The organism is Colwellia psychrerythraea 34H, assembly GCF_000012325.1.
GTDB lineage: Bacteria > Pseudomonadota > Gammaproteobacteria > Enterobacterales > Alteromonadaceae > Colwellia > Colwellia psychrerythraea_A.
On sequence record NC_003910.7, the window covers coordinates 4,322,834 to 4,339,813 of the forward strand.

14 protein-coding genes are annotated in these 16,980 nt (G+C 37.4%); 2 read left to right on the plus strand and 12 right to left on the minus strand.

The window, feature by feature from the left end; all coding sequences use genetic code 11:
• Positions 1-109: 109 nt before the first annotated feature.
• The gene (locus CPS_RS18380) at positions 110-1,738 is read right to left on the minus strand and encodes a CTP synthase (protein WP_011044844.1); all 1,629 of its coding nucleotides are present in this window, start codon (positions 1,736-1,738) and stop codon (positions 110-112) included.
• Positions 1,739-2,532: 794 nt separating this feature from the next.
• On the opposite strand from CPS_RS18380, the gene CPS_RS18385 reads away from it, so the two are divergent.
• Positions 2,533-3,129: a DUF4202 domain-containing protein gene (locus CPS_RS18385; protein ID WP_011044846.1), complete on the plus strand. Its 597-nt coding sequence runs from the start codon at positions 2,533-2,535 to the stop codon at positions 3,127-3,129.
• Positions 3,130-3,246: 117 nt separating this feature from the next.
• Here the strand turns inward: CPS_RS18385 and CPS_RS18390 are convergent, their stop codons facing one another.
• The 5 genes from CPS_RS18390 to rlmD form a co-directional block, all read right to left on the minus strand.
• Positions 3,247-3,651 carry a YbaN family protein gene (locus tag CPS_RS18390; protein ID WP_238383557.1) on the minus strand — a complete coding sequence of 135 codons (405 nt, stop codon included), beginning with the start codon at positions 3,649-3,651 and terminating at the stop codon, positions 3,247-3,249.
• Between the two features lie 244 nt (positions 3,652-3,895).
• Positions 3,896-4,480 (minus strand): RNA methyltransferase, encoded by a 585-nt coding sequence (locus CPS_RS18395; RefSeq protein WP_011044849.1) that lies wholly within the window; start codon positions 4,478-4,480, stop codon positions 3,896-3,898.
• 10 nt (positions 4,481-4,490) lie between these two features.
• Positions 4,491-5,339, minus strand: a complete 849-nt coding sequence (gene mazG / locus CPS_RS18400) for a nucleoside triphosphate pyrophosphohydrolase (protein ID WP_011044850.1) — start codon at positions 5,337-5,339, stop codon at positions 4,491-4,493.
• A gap of 84 nt (positions 5,340-5,423) precedes the next feature.
• Positions 5,424-7,637: a GTP diphosphokinase gene (gene relA / locus CPS_RS18405; RefSeq protein WP_011044851.1), complete on the minus strand. Its 2,214-nt coding sequence runs from the start codon at positions 7,635-7,637 to the stop codon at positions 5,424-5,426.
• Positions 7,638-7,703: 66 nt separating this feature from the next.
• Positions 7,704-9,113 (minus strand): 23S rRNA (uracil(1939)-C(5))-methyltransferase RlmD, encoded by a 1,410-nt coding sequence (gene rlmD / locus CPS_RS18410; RefSeq protein ID WP_011044852.1) that lies wholly within the window; start codon positions 9,111-9,113, stop codon positions 7,704-7,706.
• A gap of 187 nt (positions 9,114-9,300) precedes the next feature.
• Here rlmD and barA point away from each other — a divergent pair, with 187 nt between their 5' ends.
• Entirely contained in the window at positions 9,301-12,147 is a 2,847-nt protein-coding gene (gene barA, locus CPS_RS18415; RefSeq protein ID WP_011044853.1) for a two-component sensor histidine kinase BarA, read from the plus strand.
• Between the two features lie 82 nt (positions 12,148-12,229).
• On the opposite strand, the gene CPS_RS18420 is transcribed toward barA, so the two are convergent.
• The 6 genes from CPS_RS18420 to lepB all read right to left on the minus strand — a co-directional run bounded on the left by CPS_RS18420 (position 12,230) and on the right by lepB (position 16,885).
• Entirely contained in the window at positions 12,230-12,463 is a 234-nt protein-coding gene (locus tag CPS_RS18420) for a hypothetical protein (protein WP_232769248.1), read from the minus strand.
• A 220-nt stretch (positions 12,464-12,683) separates the two neighbouring features.
• A complete protein-coding gene (gene pdxJ, locus CPS_RS18425; protein ID WP_011044855.1) occupies positions 12,684-13,424 on the minus strand; it encodes a pyridoxine 5'-phosphate synthase in 741 nt (246 codons plus the stop codon).
• A gap of 43 nt (positions 13,425-13,467) precedes the next feature.
• On the minus strand, positions 13,468-14,178 hold the full coding sequence (gene recO, locus CPS_RS18430) for a DNA repair protein RecO (protein ID WP_011044856.1): 711 nt from the start codon (positions 14,176-14,178) through the stop codon (positions 13,468-13,470).
• 14 nt (positions 14,179-14,192) lie between these two features.
• Positions 14,193-15,110: a GTPase Era gene (era, locus tag CPS_RS18435; protein ID WP_011044857.1), complete on the minus strand. Its 918-nt coding sequence runs from the start codon at positions 15,108-15,110 to the stop codon at positions 14,193-14,195.
• A gap of 3 nt (positions 15,111-15,113) precedes the next feature.
• Positions 15,114-15,908 (minus strand): ribonuclease III, encoded by a 795-nt coding sequence (rnc, locus tag CPS_RS18440; RefSeq protein WP_041738109.1) that lies wholly within the window; start codon positions 15,906-15,908, stop codon positions 15,114-15,116.
• 44 nt (positions 15,909-15,952) lie between these two features.
• On the minus strand, positions 15,953-16,885 hold the full coding sequence (gene lepB / locus CPS_RS18445; RefSeq protein WP_011044859.1) for a signal peptidase I: 933 nt from the start codon (positions 16,883-16,885) through the stop codon (positions 15,953-15,955).
• Positions 16,886-16,980: the final 95 nt, after the last annotated feature.

Below are 16,980 nucleotides of genomic sequence, written 5' to 3' on the forward strand. Positions count from 1 at the left end.
TTTTAATCTTGCTATGGCCACAGCTAAATATAATTATGCAGCCTAATATTCTTCCTAAACTTAAAACAAAAACCGCAGCAATAGCTACGGTTTTATATGGTTTCTTCGGTTAGCTTTTTTGCAGTTTAAAACTCGCTGCAACAAAGCTTTCGAATAACGGGTGACCATCACGTGGAGTAGAATTAAACTCAGGATGGAATTGACCCGCAATAAACCATGGATGATCCGCTATTTCAATCACCTCAACTAAACTTTTATCTGACGATAAACCCGAGAAAATCAAACCTGCTTTGCTTAATTGTTCTCGGTAGTTATTATTTACCTCAAAACGATGACGGTGTCTCTCATTGATTGTTTCACTACCATATACGTCGCAAGCCTTGGTACCTTTCACCAAGTGGCACAATTGTGAACCTAAACGCATAGTACCACCTAAATCTGATTGCTCATTTCGGTACTCAACTTGGCCTTCTTCGTCTAACCATTCACTGATTAAACCAACCACTGGGTGTGGAGTTTCGCTATTAAATTCAGTACTGTGCGCATCAGTTAAACCGGCAACATTACGAGCAAATTCAATTAAGGCTACTTGCATACCTAAACAAATACCTAAATAAGGTACTTTGTTTTCACGCGCATATTGTGCCGTTAAAATTTTACCTTCAACACCACGTTCACCGAAACCACCAGGAACTAAAATAGCATCCAAGTTAGCTAAGATTTCAACACCTTTGACTTCTACATCTTGCGAGTCAATGTATTTAATATTTACAGTGACTTGGTTTTTAAGACCTGCATGTTTTAACGCTTCGTTTACTGATTTGTACGCATCAGGTAATTCAGTGTATTTACCAACCATACCAATAGTCACTTCACCGATAGGATTTGCTTCATGGTAAAGCACTTCTTCCCATTCAGTTAAGTCGGCTTCAGGTACATCTAAACCAAATCGCTTAACAACTATTTCATCGGTACCTTGAGCTTTTAATAAAGCAGGAATCTTATAAATACTGTCTACATCACGCATTGATACAACCGCTTTCTCTTCAACATTAGTGAAGAGAGATATTTTAGCGCGTTCGGCGTTAGGAATAGCGCGGTCTGAACGACATACTAAAATGTCAGGAAAAATACCGATAGAGCGTAAATCTTTTACTGAGTGCTGTGTTGGTTTAGTTTTGATTTCACCTGCTGCTGCTAAATATGGCACTAAGGTCAAATGCATAAACATAGCACGATCACGACCTACCTCTAATGCCAATTGACGAATAGCTTCTAAGAAAGGTTGTGATTCCATATCACCAACCGTACCGCCTATTTCTACCATGGCGATATCGTAACCTTCAGCACCTTCAATAACACGACGTTTAATATCGTTAGTGATATGAGGAATAACTTGGATGGTAGCGCCTAAAAATTCACCTTTACGCTCGCGGGCTAACACATCTTGGTAAATTCGCCCCGAAGTGAAGTTATTACGTTTGGTCATTTTGGTGCGGATAAAGCGCTCATAATGGCCTAAATCAAGATCGGTTTCTGCGCCATCTTCGGTAACAAAAACTTCGCCATGTTGTATAGGGCTCATGGTACCTGGATCAACGTTAATATACGGATCTAGTTTCAGCATGGTAACTTTTAAACCACGCGCTTCAAGAATTGCTGCCAATGAGGCTGCGGCAATGCCTTTACCAAGAGACGATACTACACCGCCAGTTACAAAAATATATCTAGTTGTCATGTCTACACCGATGTCAGAAAAACAGAATTTTGTGCTTAATTGGTTAATATATATAACTTTATTTCAAGCTAACTTTTATAAATGACTCTATATACTTGCATATTAGTAAAACTAAAACACAGTAATTAGTGTGAATATTAAGTTGTTGAAATAGGAGTTTTGCCAAACAAGCAGGACGGGAAAGTATTATACGTAAAAGACAATATCAATTCAATTAAGTTTTTCCTTACTCAGCGAGAATCAAACGCCTTATAAACAAGGCATAGATTGAAGAGAATGGCTTTTGCCTTATCAAAAACAATAACGCCGTATATAAGGTTTTTGAACTTGCCTTTCGGAGCATGCTTGGAAAACAATAACGGCATAAGTTTGTTTGATTTAATATATACCCAAACCACATGAAGATGCAGGTTTCAGCTGGAATTAGAAACGCCTTTAGGCAAGGCATTGATTGAAGATAATAGTTATTCTATTGTCGAAATCAATAACGTAGCATAAAGCGTTTATAAACCAGACCTATGGGGACGTTTGAGCAAATCATGTACTTCGTTGCCTCCTTTTTTCAAGAAATAACCCTTAATAAAAAGAGACGCCTTGATCATGAGTCGCTCAAGCGTCCTGAAACACGCATCTTCAAGTGGTTTGGGTATAGACCAACAACAAGTCATCACAGTTATATATTTGTCTATTTCGTATTATTTTTAATGTTAACTTTATTTGCTTTGATACTTTTTTATGAGTAGTTGCGTATAATGACGCAACTTACCAGAATTAATCCTTAGATTGACGTTAAAATGACTATAGAAAATTTAAACAACACTTTATCCGCCATAGACGATATTAATCGCCAAGACCCAAATACAATTTTGCTTAATGGTGAGAACCAAGCAAAAGAGTTAGTTTACGGACAACAAATGACTAACTGTTTAAAACACTATTGGCCTGAAGCGAATGAGTTATTAAAAATTGCAGTTAGAGCACAACATATAAAGCGTTGGCAGCTAAAGCGTACTGAATTTTCTGAAGGGAAAGCCGGTTACTATCAATGGCGAATTGCCCAAGGTAAGTTTCATGCAGAGCTAACAGCAAGCATTATGATTGAACAAGGTTACACTGTAGAAGAGTCTGAGCAATGCGCTGCGATTATTAGAAAAGAAAACTTGGGCACTAATAATGATAGCCAAACCTTAGAAGATGTCGCCTGCTTAGTTTTTCTTATGCATTATTTTGATGAGTTTGCAGCAAAATATACCGAGCAAGACAATGAAGCTAAGATTGTTCGCATTGTGCAGTTAACATGGAAAAAAATGTCTGAACAAGGACATGATATTGCTTTAACTTTAACGCTGCCGGATCATTTAGCTGCCATAGTTACCAAAGCGCTTAGTTAGTCGATTTATTAGCCATGCTCTTGATACTCAAAATGATAATGCTGATTTCTCTAGTTTAATGTATATAGTCATTACAACGGTAGAGTCAGCACCATTTGTTTATCATTAACTTATTAGTTATTTACTCTCAGGTAAGCGTAATAGAAAAATAAACGGACCAATAACCAAAGCGACGACAAGCGCTGTTAGCATTACACTTTGCAACATAAAAGCCGACCAACACACTGAGAGAATCATAGTTAATAAAGCGATGCGTTTAGCCTTTCTAGGAATACTCCGATATTTTTGCCAATCATGAATTAATGGCCCAAATGTTTTATTCGCTAAAAGTTTTCGCTGCATTGTAGGTGAGGATTTAGCAAAGCAGGCAGCCGCTACAAGTAGAAATGGTGTGGTTGGTAAAATAGGCAATACCACACCTAAAATGGCTAAAGCAACAAAGAATATTCCTGTTACTTTTAGAATTAACACTTTACCTTTATTTCCAGCTTGGGATAATTGGTATTCCATTTTTGAATTCAAATAATATCTCCCTTTGCTCATAAATTATAGGTGAAAGAATATAATAAATGTTCATCTCAATTAGGTATACATTTGAAGTTAGTATTATACCAATCAGACTAACTAAGTGATCTCTTTAAATAGTCTTAATACTCAATAAAATCGTTGTTTTCAATCCTAATAGCCAGCTATTTCTCAATCAAGCGCCTTATTCTTGAAAATTTACCCTCATTAAAATTTGAACCATTAATTAATCTGATTGGTATTATTTAACTTTTGATGTGTTATTGGTATCACGACTTTTTCTAATCAACTCATTGTCCGCTAACATTGAGTCTTTTTGATTAGTCAAAGATTTTGCCAACCGATCATAAAGCAAAACATTAACCGTTGCCGCTAGGTTCATGCACCCCACCGTTGGCACATAAACAACATCATCCGCTATATCAATGACTTCTTGTTTTACCGAGCTATCTTCAGGGCCGAAAATATAAACAGCCTCTGGGGGATGAATAAAATGCGGTAACGGCGTTGCGCCTTCAACTAAGTCTACACAGATGATTTTAGCAGACGATGGAATACTTTCCAGTGAGTCTTTAATACCTATAAAACTTTCCACCTGCAATAACGGAATTTTATCTTGCATGTTGAAAGTATCAGTTTGTAATGTTTTTTTATGATACTTGGCGGCTTGTGCATATCGATTACCATTATAAATGATTTGATCCGCTTGATAACAACCTGCTGCACGTATCACTGCACCAACATTCGTTGGGGTTTTTGGGTTAGTCAACGCTATGGTAACGTGCGCTTTATTTAGTTCGTTTTTCTTAGTCATATTTTCGGTCATATTCATTATCTTATTTCTGGCTATTAACTTGCTTTTCTTGGATTTTAACTTGCTGCCAATAGCTTTCTAATTCAGCTAAGTCATGTTCAGTAAAGCTTTTGCCTGATTGATTTACTTGTTCTTCAACCCCAACGAAGCGCTTACTAAACTTTTTATTCGCCTGGCGAAGTAGCGTTTCTGGATCTTCTTTGGCATGGCGACATAAGTTTACTACCGCAAACATTAGATCTCCTAACTCTTCGGCTAATGCTTTCTTATCGAGTGTGTCCGCTTCTAACTCGTCTTTAACTTCTTGTACTTCTTCTTCAATTTTAGCGAAGACATCAGGCATGTTATCCCAATCAAACCCCACATGAGAACAGCGTTTTTGAATTTTAGCTGATTGTGATAACGCGGGTAAGTTTTTTGGAATATCGGCCAAAATGCTCAATTTATCAAGAACCGCATTTTCACCCATCTGTTGTTGATTTTTTTGCTCTCTTTCTAGCGCCTTTTCATTTTCCCAATTGGCTTTAATTTCTTCATCGGTTTGCAAACTTGCCTGAGCAAATACATGAGGATGACGTCGGATGAGTTTTTCACAGATTGCTGCTATCACAGTATCTAAGTCAAAGTGCTGCTGTTCTTTGCCTAATTCGCTATAAAAAATCACCTGAAAGAGTAAGTCTCCCAGCTCTTTCTCAAGCTCTATGAAATCACCCTGCTCGATTGCATCAACCACTTCATAAGCCTCTTCTAGCGTATGACTTGTTATAGAAGCAAAGTCCTGCTTAATATCCCAAGGACATCCTGTTGTAGGATCCCGTAATTGAGTCATAATCCAACGTAATTTTTCGATTGAGGCTTGTTCATTTAACATTGTATTTTACTTCTTTGTTTTATTATATTTGTCATTATTTAATACACCCGATTTAGTTACTTTCCAGAGCAACTCCCGAAGTAACTAAAGTCGTCTTACTTGGGTAACATCATCTAATTGACGTAACTTATCCAAAACTCGCGTTAATAACTCACTGCTTTCGACTTCTAATTTCAAGTTCATACTCATCGTCTGTTTCACTTTGTCAGTATGACTATCCATGCCAACAATACTGACTCTTTCATTAGCAATAATGGTTGAGATATCTCGTAACAAGCCCTGTCTATCGCTGCCGATAATTTGTGCGGTGGCTTGGTAACTTATTTTATTCTCACTTCCCCATTGTACTTCAACTAACCGCTCGGGTTGTAAGGTAAGGGCATTGGCCAATTGTTCACAATCCTGACGATGTACAGAAATACCTCGACCTTGGGTAATAAACCCCGAAATTGTATCACCGGGAACAGGCTGGCAACACTTAGCCATATGCGTGAGCAAATTACCAACGCCAGAAACAGTAATACCATTATCGTCTTGCGCTAAAGCTTTACTGGTTGTCGTTTGTTTGACTAAACTTTGCGGATCTATTTCAGGTTTAGGCTTTAATTTACTATCCAGTTGGGTAAAGTGGTTGATAACTTGCTGTAATCTCGCGTTACCACTACCTATAGCAGCATAAAGATCATCAACAGTTTTCATATTAAAGCGTTTTGCTGCCGCTAATAAGTCCGTAGATGCTAAATCATGTTTAGCTATTTCGTTATCAAATAATTCTTTACCCAGTGCAATGTATTTATCTCTATCGAGTAACTTAAAAAAGTGCTGAACTTTTGCACGAGCCCGTGAAGAGTGGATATAATTTAAATTAGGGTTAAGCCAGTCTCGGCTCGGGTTAGGTTGTTTACTGGTAAGTATTTCTATCTGATCACCCGTTTGCAATCGGTGGGTAAAAGGTACTATTTTTCCAAATACTTTTGCACCAATACAGGTATGGCCTACATTAGAATGAATATAATAAGCAAAATCTAAAGGAGTTGACCCCATAGGTAGATCGATAACATCGCCACTAGGAGTGAAGACATAAATTCGGTCCTCAAATACCTGGCTTCGTAATTCATCAAGTAACTCGCCACTTTCAGCGACATCATCTTGCCATTGCAAAATTTTTCTTAACCAGCCAACTTTATCATCAAAACTATTACTTTTACCGCTAGCATTCCCTTCTTTATAACGCCAATGCGCCGCAACACCAAGCTCAGCATCATCATCCATTTGCTTAGTTCTAATTTGCACTTCAACCGACTTACCTTCTGGCCCTAAGACAACCGTATGTATTGATTGATAGCCATTAGCTTTAGGTGTCGCTACATAATCAGAAAACTCTTTTGCAATATGCTGCCATTCAGTATGAACAATGCCTAAAGCTGAATAACAATCTTGAACTTTTTCAACCACCACACGTACAGCTCGAACATCAAACAGCTGGTCAAAATCAAGTGATTTTTGCTGCATCTTCTTCCAGATACTGAAGATGTGCTTAGGACGTCCATAAACCTCACCTTTAATAGCTAAAGCATTTAACTCGCTATTTAAGTGACCAACAAAGCTGGCCATGTATTGCTCGCGTTCCAGTCGAGTTTCATCTAAAAGCTTGGCAATTTTTTTATAGACCTGTGGGTGAAGGTAACGAAAGGAAATGTCTTCAAGTTCCCACTTTAATTGACCTATTCCTAAACGGTTCGCTAATGGTGCGTAGATATTCGCACTCTCTTTTGCCACCAGCACCCGCGTTTCTTCATCACTATTTTTCTTTTCGCGTAAATCACATAAGCGCTCAGCTAACTTGATCACGACCGCACGTACATCATCCACCATAGCCAATAACATACGACGAATATTGTCTATATTTTGTGGGGCCTGATCGCTTGACTGACTACTTTGTTGGCGTAATGCTTTAATGGCTGCCATTTGCTCAACACCTTGACAGAGCATCAGGATATCTTTAGAAAAGTGTTCTTTAACAAATTCTATTTCAATAATGTCATTTGCTAATAATGGTGAGATAAAAGCCGCAACTAACGAATCAGCATCGAGGTTCAGGCCACTTAAAATCTCAACCATTTCCATACTTTTATGAAGTAACTGCTGTTTCTCAGCACTCTCAGGCTGATAACAGTTCGATACCTGTAACCATAAAGCTGACAAAGCATTTTTTTTGATATCAGTTAACGCTAAATCGGTTAGCCAATGCTCAAAGCTTTGCTCTGTTATTTGATGTGATTTACGCACGGAAACCATGGGTATTCCTTTCTCTTTGATTGGTTAGCTTAACATTGAAATTTAAGGGTTTTCTGATATTTAATGCTAACTAGTATGAGTAAACAATATCATAGTCTCAACATGCTTTGTTTGTGAAAACATATCCATGAGCGATATTTTCTCAAGCTTATACCCCTTAGAAACAAGTATTGCACTATCTCTCGCTAAGGTTGCTGGATCGCAGCTAACATATAACACGCAGGGTATTTTTAGTTCAGCGATTTGACTCACCGCTTGTTCTGCGCCCGCTCTTGCGGGATCAAGCAATACTTTATCAAAAACTTGTCCTTGTACCCAAGGCTCTAATAGCCAATGACTATTTAAATCAGCTTGGTAAAACTGACAATTATCAAGTCCATTAACAAGTGAGTTCTGAGTGGCTTTGTCCACCATGGTTTGCATTCCTTCAACACCAACAACGCGTTTTGCGTGTTTTGCCAGCGCTAAACTGAAATTTCCAAGACCGCAAAACAAGTCCAAAACATTATCGGTAGCTAAAATATTTAACCAAGCTAAGGCTTGGCTTATCATGGCATTATTAACTTGATGATTAATTTGTATAAAGTCATTACTCGAAAAATAGACTTTACTGGTATCAGTTAATTCATAGGAAAGTTCAAAAGAGTCTCCCCCTTTGATATCAGCTAGCGGCAGTTGCTTGTTACCATCATCAATAATGACATGCCAACAATGTCGCTGGGCATATAATTGCCAAAGCCCGATGTCAGTATCGTTCATAGGTTTTAGCTGTCGAACAACGACTACAACTTGATTATCTTTTTGTATTTTATCTGCTGAGCTTGTATCACTAATATCAGCTTGAATTACTTCTATATGGCCAATGGCAGATTTTACGGTAAGTTGTGCCAATAACTTCTTTAGTAAAGGGAAAATAGCACTAAGCGGTTCAACTAAAACAGGACATGACTTAATTGCTGCTAGTTGATTGGTTGATTTTTGCCTAAAACCAATGGTCGCTTGAGCATTTTTATCGAATTGCACGCCTATGCGGGCTTTACGACGATAATGCCATGGAGAGCTTTTTATTGCAGCCTGCCAAGGCAAGTGTGCCGTATTAATTTCAGGAGTTATATTCTGAGTACTAAAGCTTCGAGAAAACAGGTCAGTAATTTTTTGTTGCTTAAAAAGTAACTGTTCCTCTAAAGCAAGCATTTGCAAATCACAACCTCCACAAAGACCAAAGTGCTGGCATTGGGGTATAACTCTACTAGCACTTTGTTTATCAATTGAAATAAGTTTAGCACGAGCATACTTACTTTTTTGCTCAATAACCTTTACATCGACAATTTCATCGGGTAAAACGCCCGCTATAAAAATTGGCTTATTTTGCCACCGGGCAACACCTACACCATTCATGTCAAGTTTATCAACGGTGACGGTCAATCGTTGATTAGACGTTTTTGGTTTTACTGCTGCTTTAAAATAATTTGCCATTTTCACCCTAGAACTTACGATAATATAATTAACCAATTAATGCTTATTTTGAAGTAGCTTAGCCATCTACACTATAAATTTATCGCAGCTTATGAGATTATTTATGTTAAGTTGGATAATCATTAAGATAGCTAATTATTTCAGTGGGTATTTTACCCTAAATTTATCACAAAAGTTCAACAAAAAAATGCATAAAATAAGCCTGAAAGACTGGGTTATCATACTCACTATAATACCAACCACCTTAATCGGTTTTGGTTTAGCTAGTTATTTTTCTTATAGCCGCTCCGTTGAACTTAATGACTTTCTCGAACAACGCGCTAAAAGCATTATTGAACCGATTGCCATTGCCAGTAAAGACCCTTTATTGAGCAAGAACAGAGATAAACTTCGTCAATTGATCGGCTTTACTCACCGTAATCAATCAAGCATAGTAAAAAGCATTGTTATTTTTACTGAAGATAACCAGGTTTTTGTTACCAGTGCTTACCATGGTGATACCAATTTAATGCGACTAAAAGCTGGGGTAGAGTTACCACACCACACGAACACTGAAACATTATCTGATTATATAATTTTTAGAACCCCCATTATTGATGAGAACTACAACAATCAAAGCAACGCAAATATTACCGCAATGGCCAGTTCTGAATATAATTATGCTACCAATAATTCAAAACCAGTAATTATTGGCTATATAGCCATGCAAATTGATAAAAGCCATCTTAATTTTCAGCAACAAAGCCAATTTATAGTCGCATTTGCTTTTGCCTTACTAGGCTCATTACTTAGCGCTATTTTTGCAATTAGGCTCATTAAGAAAGTAACGAAGCCTATTAACTCTATGGTGCAAGCAATTGAGCGAATAAGAGAAGGGAAATTAGAAAGTAGAGTGAGTGGTCAACTCATTGGTGAGCTGAATTTTTTAAAAAATGGTATTAATGCCATGGCGCAGTCACTCGACGGTTACCAAAATGAAATGCAGGCCAGCATAGATCAAGCAACAATAGACTTACGAGAAAGTTTAGAACAATTTGAAATTCAAAATGTCGAACTCAGTATCTCCAAGCGTAAAGCGCAAGAAGCCAACAGAGTAAAATCAGAGTTTTTAGCTAATATGAGTCATGAGTTGCGAACGCCACTCAATGGAGTAATAGGCTTTACCCGACAAGTACTAAAAACGCCACTCACTGAAAATCAACGTGATTATTTACAAACAATTGACCGCTCTGCAAACAACTTATTAACCATAATTAATGATATTCTCGACTTTTCAAAACTTGATGCCGGCAAAATGGTTACTGAAAACATTCCTTTTTCTTTAAGGGAATCTATTGATGAAACCCTTACACTATTGGCGCCATCAGCCCATAAAAAGAATATTGAATTATCTATAAACCTTCCACAAGAACTACCTGATTCTCTTGTTGGTGACACCATGAGAATAAAACAAATCATCACCAATTTGGTCAGTAATGCGATAAAATTTACGCCACAAGGCTCTGTTGCTGTCGATATAACCAGTGAAGAAATAAGTCAGAACAATATAAAATTAAAAGTCATTGTTACCGATACCGGTATTGGTATGACAACCAATCAGCAAAGAACCATTTTTGATGCTTTTACGCAAGCAGATCAAAGTATCACCCGCTTATATGGTGGTACTGGGTTAGGTCTGGTAATTTGTCAGCGACTTGCCCAAGAGATGAATGGCGATATAGGTTTTAGCAGTGAAAAAAATCATGGCTCAAGTTTTTGGTTTACTTTCCAATGTGAGATTAATGCAATGCCGTTAATGTTGGAATTAGATAATCAGCATTTAGCCAATAAAACGGTACTCTACTTTGAAGAAAATAATCATAGTAGAGAAGCAACCAAAAACTTGTTAAAGCACTGGAAAATGCGTGTTACTAGTGTAATAAATAGACATGAATTATCACAAGTACTCTCACATAGCAGTCAGACCCAACGAGGTTTTGACTATGCACTTATAGGCCATAATCAAACAGCAACAGCACTAAGTGAATTGAAGAAAACGATTGCACAAGTACAGCCAATTTCCAGCAATATCCACTTAGCTTTAAATAATACATCACCAAGCTTGCAAGAGGCCTTGATTGCCAGCGGTGCAATAAGTTGTATGAGTAAACCTCTATCACCAACAACCTTAAGCCGAGTACTACAGCCAGTTATGGAAACTAAGGCCGAAAAGCTCACTTTGAATGCAGCTATGGATAAAGTATTACCGATAAAAGTACTAGCTGTTGATGATAATGAGGCTAACTTAAAATTAATTAAGGCATTGCTGTTAGAGCAAGTAGCTGAGGTTGTTGAAGCCGACAATGGCATGTCAGCCGTAGAACTTTGTAAAGTAGAAAATTTTTCTTTAATTTTCATGGATATTCAAATGCCGATTATGGACGGCATTAGTGCTCTAAAAGAAATAAAACAGTTAACTAACAATAATAACACTCCCATCATAGCCGTTACTGCACATGCATTGAGTGGTGAAAGAGAAAAAATGCATCAACAAGGCTTTAATGCTTACATGACAAAACCAATAGATGAAACGATGTTACGTCATATTATTTATGAATATTGCGATTTCGATCACCTAGTCAATTCAACGGTTCCGGTCATTTCAACTGATGTTATTAACCAGGTTGAGTCTGCTTCAAAGGTAATTGATTGGCCTTTAGCACTAAAGCGTAGCGCCAATAAAGCTGATTTAGCCAAAGAGATGTTATTAGGTTTAGTCGAAAGTTTACCCGAAACTCAACTCAGCATCCGTGAAGCAATTGACGTTCAAGATATCGCTCAAATAAAACGTCTGGTTCATAAACTCAATGGCGCTTGTTGTTATACTGGAACCCCAAATTTAGCCAAAATCACTATTCAATTAGAAACCCAATTAAAAATGGGCTTGAGTACTGAAGAGCTTGAACCTGAGTTTTTAGAGTTTTTCGAACATATAGAGCAGGTATTATTTGCCGTACCTGAAGCGCTAAAAGAAATGAGTGAAAATAGTCATTAGTTGAGCAGAAAAGAGTAAGAAACTATTGATGTTATTTTACTAGGGGATAACTGGTGTTTTGTTAATTAATAGCTTTTTTTAGTTAGCGAATGGTGATGTTTGGTGATGTATCTATATCACCATCCTCAGTAATCACGGCAATACCTCCACTACATTGAAGCACAGCTAAACTATGTCCATTTTCATTACGAACGAAAGTAAGCTCATAACCAAATTTTCCTAGGCTGCTAGCAGAAAATTTTTGCGCCAATGATAATTTATTCCACCAAACAGACTGCTCCGGAGACTCCTTTCTACGCTCGAGCATTGGCTTCATCTGTGTTTCCATCATTAATTCCCACCTATTTGTATGCTGAATCCTTTATACAGCGTATTCGTTAAAGTGTAGACCATAATTTCTAAAGTGTAGACTATAATTTTAACAAAGATAAAATTAGTGAGTTTTTAAATCATACCTAACGGTAACTATAGATCCCCGTCACCAATCAAGATGCAGGTTTCAGAGCGCTTGAGCACTTTGAATGGTAACGGGTATATTAAGTATTATAAGTTCTTGCTTCTAACATCAGCTGTTTCATATCTCTAACAGCTTTATCTAAGCCATCAATAGCCGCACGCGCTATTATGGCATGGCCAATATTCAACTCGATAATTTCTTTAATAGCAGCAATAGGTTTGACATTAAAATAATTTAAACCATGACCTGCATTAACTTTTAATCCTAAGTTATGCGCATACTTAATACCGACAGTTAGGCGCTCAAGTTCTATCAGCTGCTCTTCTTCTGAGCTTAGATCTGCATAATGTCCCGTATGTATTTCTATATAAGGAGCTTTACTGGCAACCGCAGCATCAATTTGTGCTTTATCCGCATCAATAAATAAACTTACAGCGATACCTGCAGCTGTTAATTGCTCTGTTGCTTTAGTTATCTTATCTAACTGCCCTACAACATCTAAACCACCTTCAGTAGTCAACTCTTCGCGTTTCTCAGGAACTAAACAACAAAATACTGGTTTCACATCACAAGCTATCGCTATCATTTCATCAGTGACAGCCATTTCAAAGTTCATACGAGTATGTAATGTTTGTTTTAAAACATGAATATCTCTATCTTGGATATGACGCCTATCTTCGCGCAGGTGCACAGTAATACCATCTGCTCCGGCATGCTCTGCAACGCTTGCAGCATAAACTGGGTCAGGATAATTAGTACCACGCGCCTGTCTTAAAGTGGCAATATGGTCAACGTTTACACCTAATAATAATTCAGACATTTTTAATCTCTTTTTAATTTTTTATAATATTTTTCTAACTAGCTCAACTGTATGCTTTGTTTGCAAAAAGTTTACGACTATTTAATGGCTTATTCCCTAACAACTGGTTGATAACCTGTCTCATTAGTAACTTGAAAGTATAACTAACGTCTTCAGACATTCCATTTTGGTATAGAGATCCCCGCTGGGCAATCGCTTGTAAATGGGTTTTATCGAAGCATTGAGTGCTGTTTTTTGGAAAAGGATCATATACAGGAACAAAGCCTTGCTCGGCGATATAATGAAAGTAATTAACATCGTGCTCAAATACAGGGCTAAAGTCAAATGACAATCCCAACTCTTCAAGCAGCGCTAATTCAAATAAACGTAATTGCGGGGCAATTTCTTCGCCTTGAGCTAAGGCTGTCAAAGTTGTTTGATATTGAGAAAATAAGTGCTGACAAGCAATTTGCTCTGTTAATAAACGAATCAATAATTCATTGATATAAAAAGAGCTAAACAGGCTATACTTTACCAGCGAATATGACTTTGAAATTGAGTCTATTTGAGTAATATACTTAACATTACCCTGACCTTTCAATGTTAGTTTTAACGGTAAAAAAGGCTGAATTAAGCCTTTTTTTATAGAACGCTTAGATTGACCAACATATACTAAAGCCGTCACCTTACCATCTTGCTCTGTTAATAAATCAACTAACTGCTGGTTTTCCCGGTACGGGCGACTATGTAAAACAAATGCGTTTTGTTCAATCATTTATCGCATTCCAACTAGCCTGAGTAATCATCACCATAACCTAAGCTGCGTAATGCTCGTTCATCATCTGCCCAGCCTGATTTCACTTTTACCCAAGTTTCGAGGAAAACTTTACTCTCAAATAAATTTTCCATATCTCGTCTAGCTTCTTGACCAATAGTTTTTAAACGCTCACCTTTATTACCAATAACCATGCGTTTTTGGCTATCTCGCTCTACTAATATGAGCGCATTTATATGAATAATGCCCTTATCATCCATCTTAAACTGCTCTATCTCTACCGTAATAGAGTAAGGTAATTCATCACCAGTAAAGCGAATTAGCTTTTCACGAATGATTTCAGAGGCCATAAAACGGCTAGAGCGATCAGTGATATGATCTTCAGGAAACCAGAAGACTCCTTCTGGAAGGGATGTTAAACATAATTGGCGAATGGTATCAACGCCATGGCCTTTGGTCGCACAAATAGGAACAATATCTCTAAAGTCATGCATAGCACCTAATTTTTGCAAATGAGGTAATAACTCATCTTTATCGGGTATGTTATCTGTTTTATTAACGACCAATATACATGGTGTGCCACTTTGTTTAACTTTAGATAACACTAGCTCATCATCTTTTGTCCAATGAGTGCCTTCAACTAAAAACATTATTAACTCAACTTCTGCAATTGAGCTACTTGCAGCACGGTTCATCAATCTGTTTATAGCGCGTTTTTCTTCCGTGTGTAAACCAGGGGTATCTACCAATACTGCTTGTCTATTTTCTTCAGTCAAAATTCCTAAAATACGGTGACGAGTTGTTTGCGGTTTTTTAGAAGTAATACTAATTTTTTGCCCTAACAAGGCATTCAATAACGTTGACTTACCAACATTTGGGCGACCGACAATAGCAATTAAGCCTGCATAGGTATTCGAGGTATCGTTGTGCATAATTTATTTTCTCGTGCTGCTTTTTTTGCTTGAGCTGCTTGGGTTACTTTTAGTATGTCGGGGATTTGCTAATTTAGCTTGTTTTGTTGGTTTTATTTTTACTTCTTTTTCTTGTTCTCTTTCTTTTTCAATTAAAGCAAGTATCTGCTGCGCAGCTTCTTGCTCTGCTTTTCGACGACTTGTTCCTTTAGCGATAACTACTTCACTGATCACTGACGTTTGGCAACGAACGGTAAATTCTTGGTTATGTGATTGTCCCGTTGTATCAATTACTTCGTAAGTAGGAAGAGGGATCTTTCTTCCTTGTAAAAATTCTTGCAGGCGAGTTTTAGGGTCTTTTTGTTCATTACCCGGTTTAATCACCATCAAGCGTCTTTCAAACCAACTTAAGATAAGTGCTTTACAACACTCGATATTTGAATCTAAATATACAGCACCAATAATGGCTTCAATCGCATCTTCTAATATAGATTCACGATGATGACCGCCACTTTTTAATTCACCTGGCCCTAATATTAAGCACTCACCCAAGTTAAAGTCTCGTGCAACTTCAGCTAACGTTACCCCTTTAACTAGGCTAGAACGCATGCGAGTAAGATCGCCTTCGTCATGCTTTGGAAATTTATCATAAAGCGCTTCAGCAATAACAAAACCTAAAATAGAGTCCCCGAGGAACTCTAGTCTTTCATTATGAGCGCCCTTGGCACTTCGATGTGTAAGTGCTTGCACCAATAATAATGGTTCATTAAATTCATAACCAAGCTTTTTGGTTAATCTAGCAAGATTGTGAGGGTTAATTTTCACGATGTAACTCTTTATGCCATGTAAAATAAATAGCCATGTTAAATAATTGCGCCGATGCGATCAAAACGTACACCTGATGGTAACCATTGAGGTAAAATACTGTCTTCGCTTCTATCGAAGTCGAAACTCATCCAAATAGCAACAGCCTCACCGACAAGATTTTCTTCAGGAACAAAGCCCCAAAAACGTCCGTCTAAAGAGTTATCACGATTATCACCCATAACAAAATAATGCTTAGCTGGTACCAAAAATTCATCCGCGGCAGTACCTGTTTGCGGGAAGTAGTGAGCTACCCGAGGTAAGGTTTGGCTATCATTTAAAACTTGATGGCTTTTATTTAACATCTTAGATTCGAATTCATTCATACCAAGTTCAGCATCTGGCCCTACATATTTACCAACAAGATTTTGTTGTATTTGCTCAAAATCGGGGCATTTAGTATCAGACTCTTGACAAGCTCGCTTGATATAAAGTGATTTATTTCGGTAAATAATTCGATCACCTGGCAAACCTATTACACGCTTAATAAAATCGACTTTTGGATCTTGTGGATACTTAAAAACAACAACATCACCGTGTTCAGGTAAGCCGTTTTCAATAAACTTATGTCTTAGCACTGGATCTTTTAAGCCATAATTGAATTTATTCACCAGAATAAAATCACCATCAAGTAATGTTGGCATCATTGAGCCTGATGGTATTTGAAAGGGTTCGTACAAAAATGAGCGTAGAATTAAAACAAACGCGATCACTGGAAAAATTTGCACCGCAGTATCTACTAAAGGCGACGGCTCTGTTAACGTTGCTAGTGCTTGTGGTGTTAATTCGGCTGCACACAACTCTTTTGCTGATAATTGTGCGGCACTAGCTTTCAATTTTCGCTGTGGTGCTAAATAAAACTTATCAGTAAACCAAACGATTCCAGTTAATACGGTAATTATCACTAAGATAATGGAAAAATAAACGGCCATACACTTCCTATTTTAAAGTCCTATTAGGCTAAATCCTATTAGGGAAGTTTTAGCGACAAGTATTTATTTACTGTCGCTACTTTAGAAATTAACTT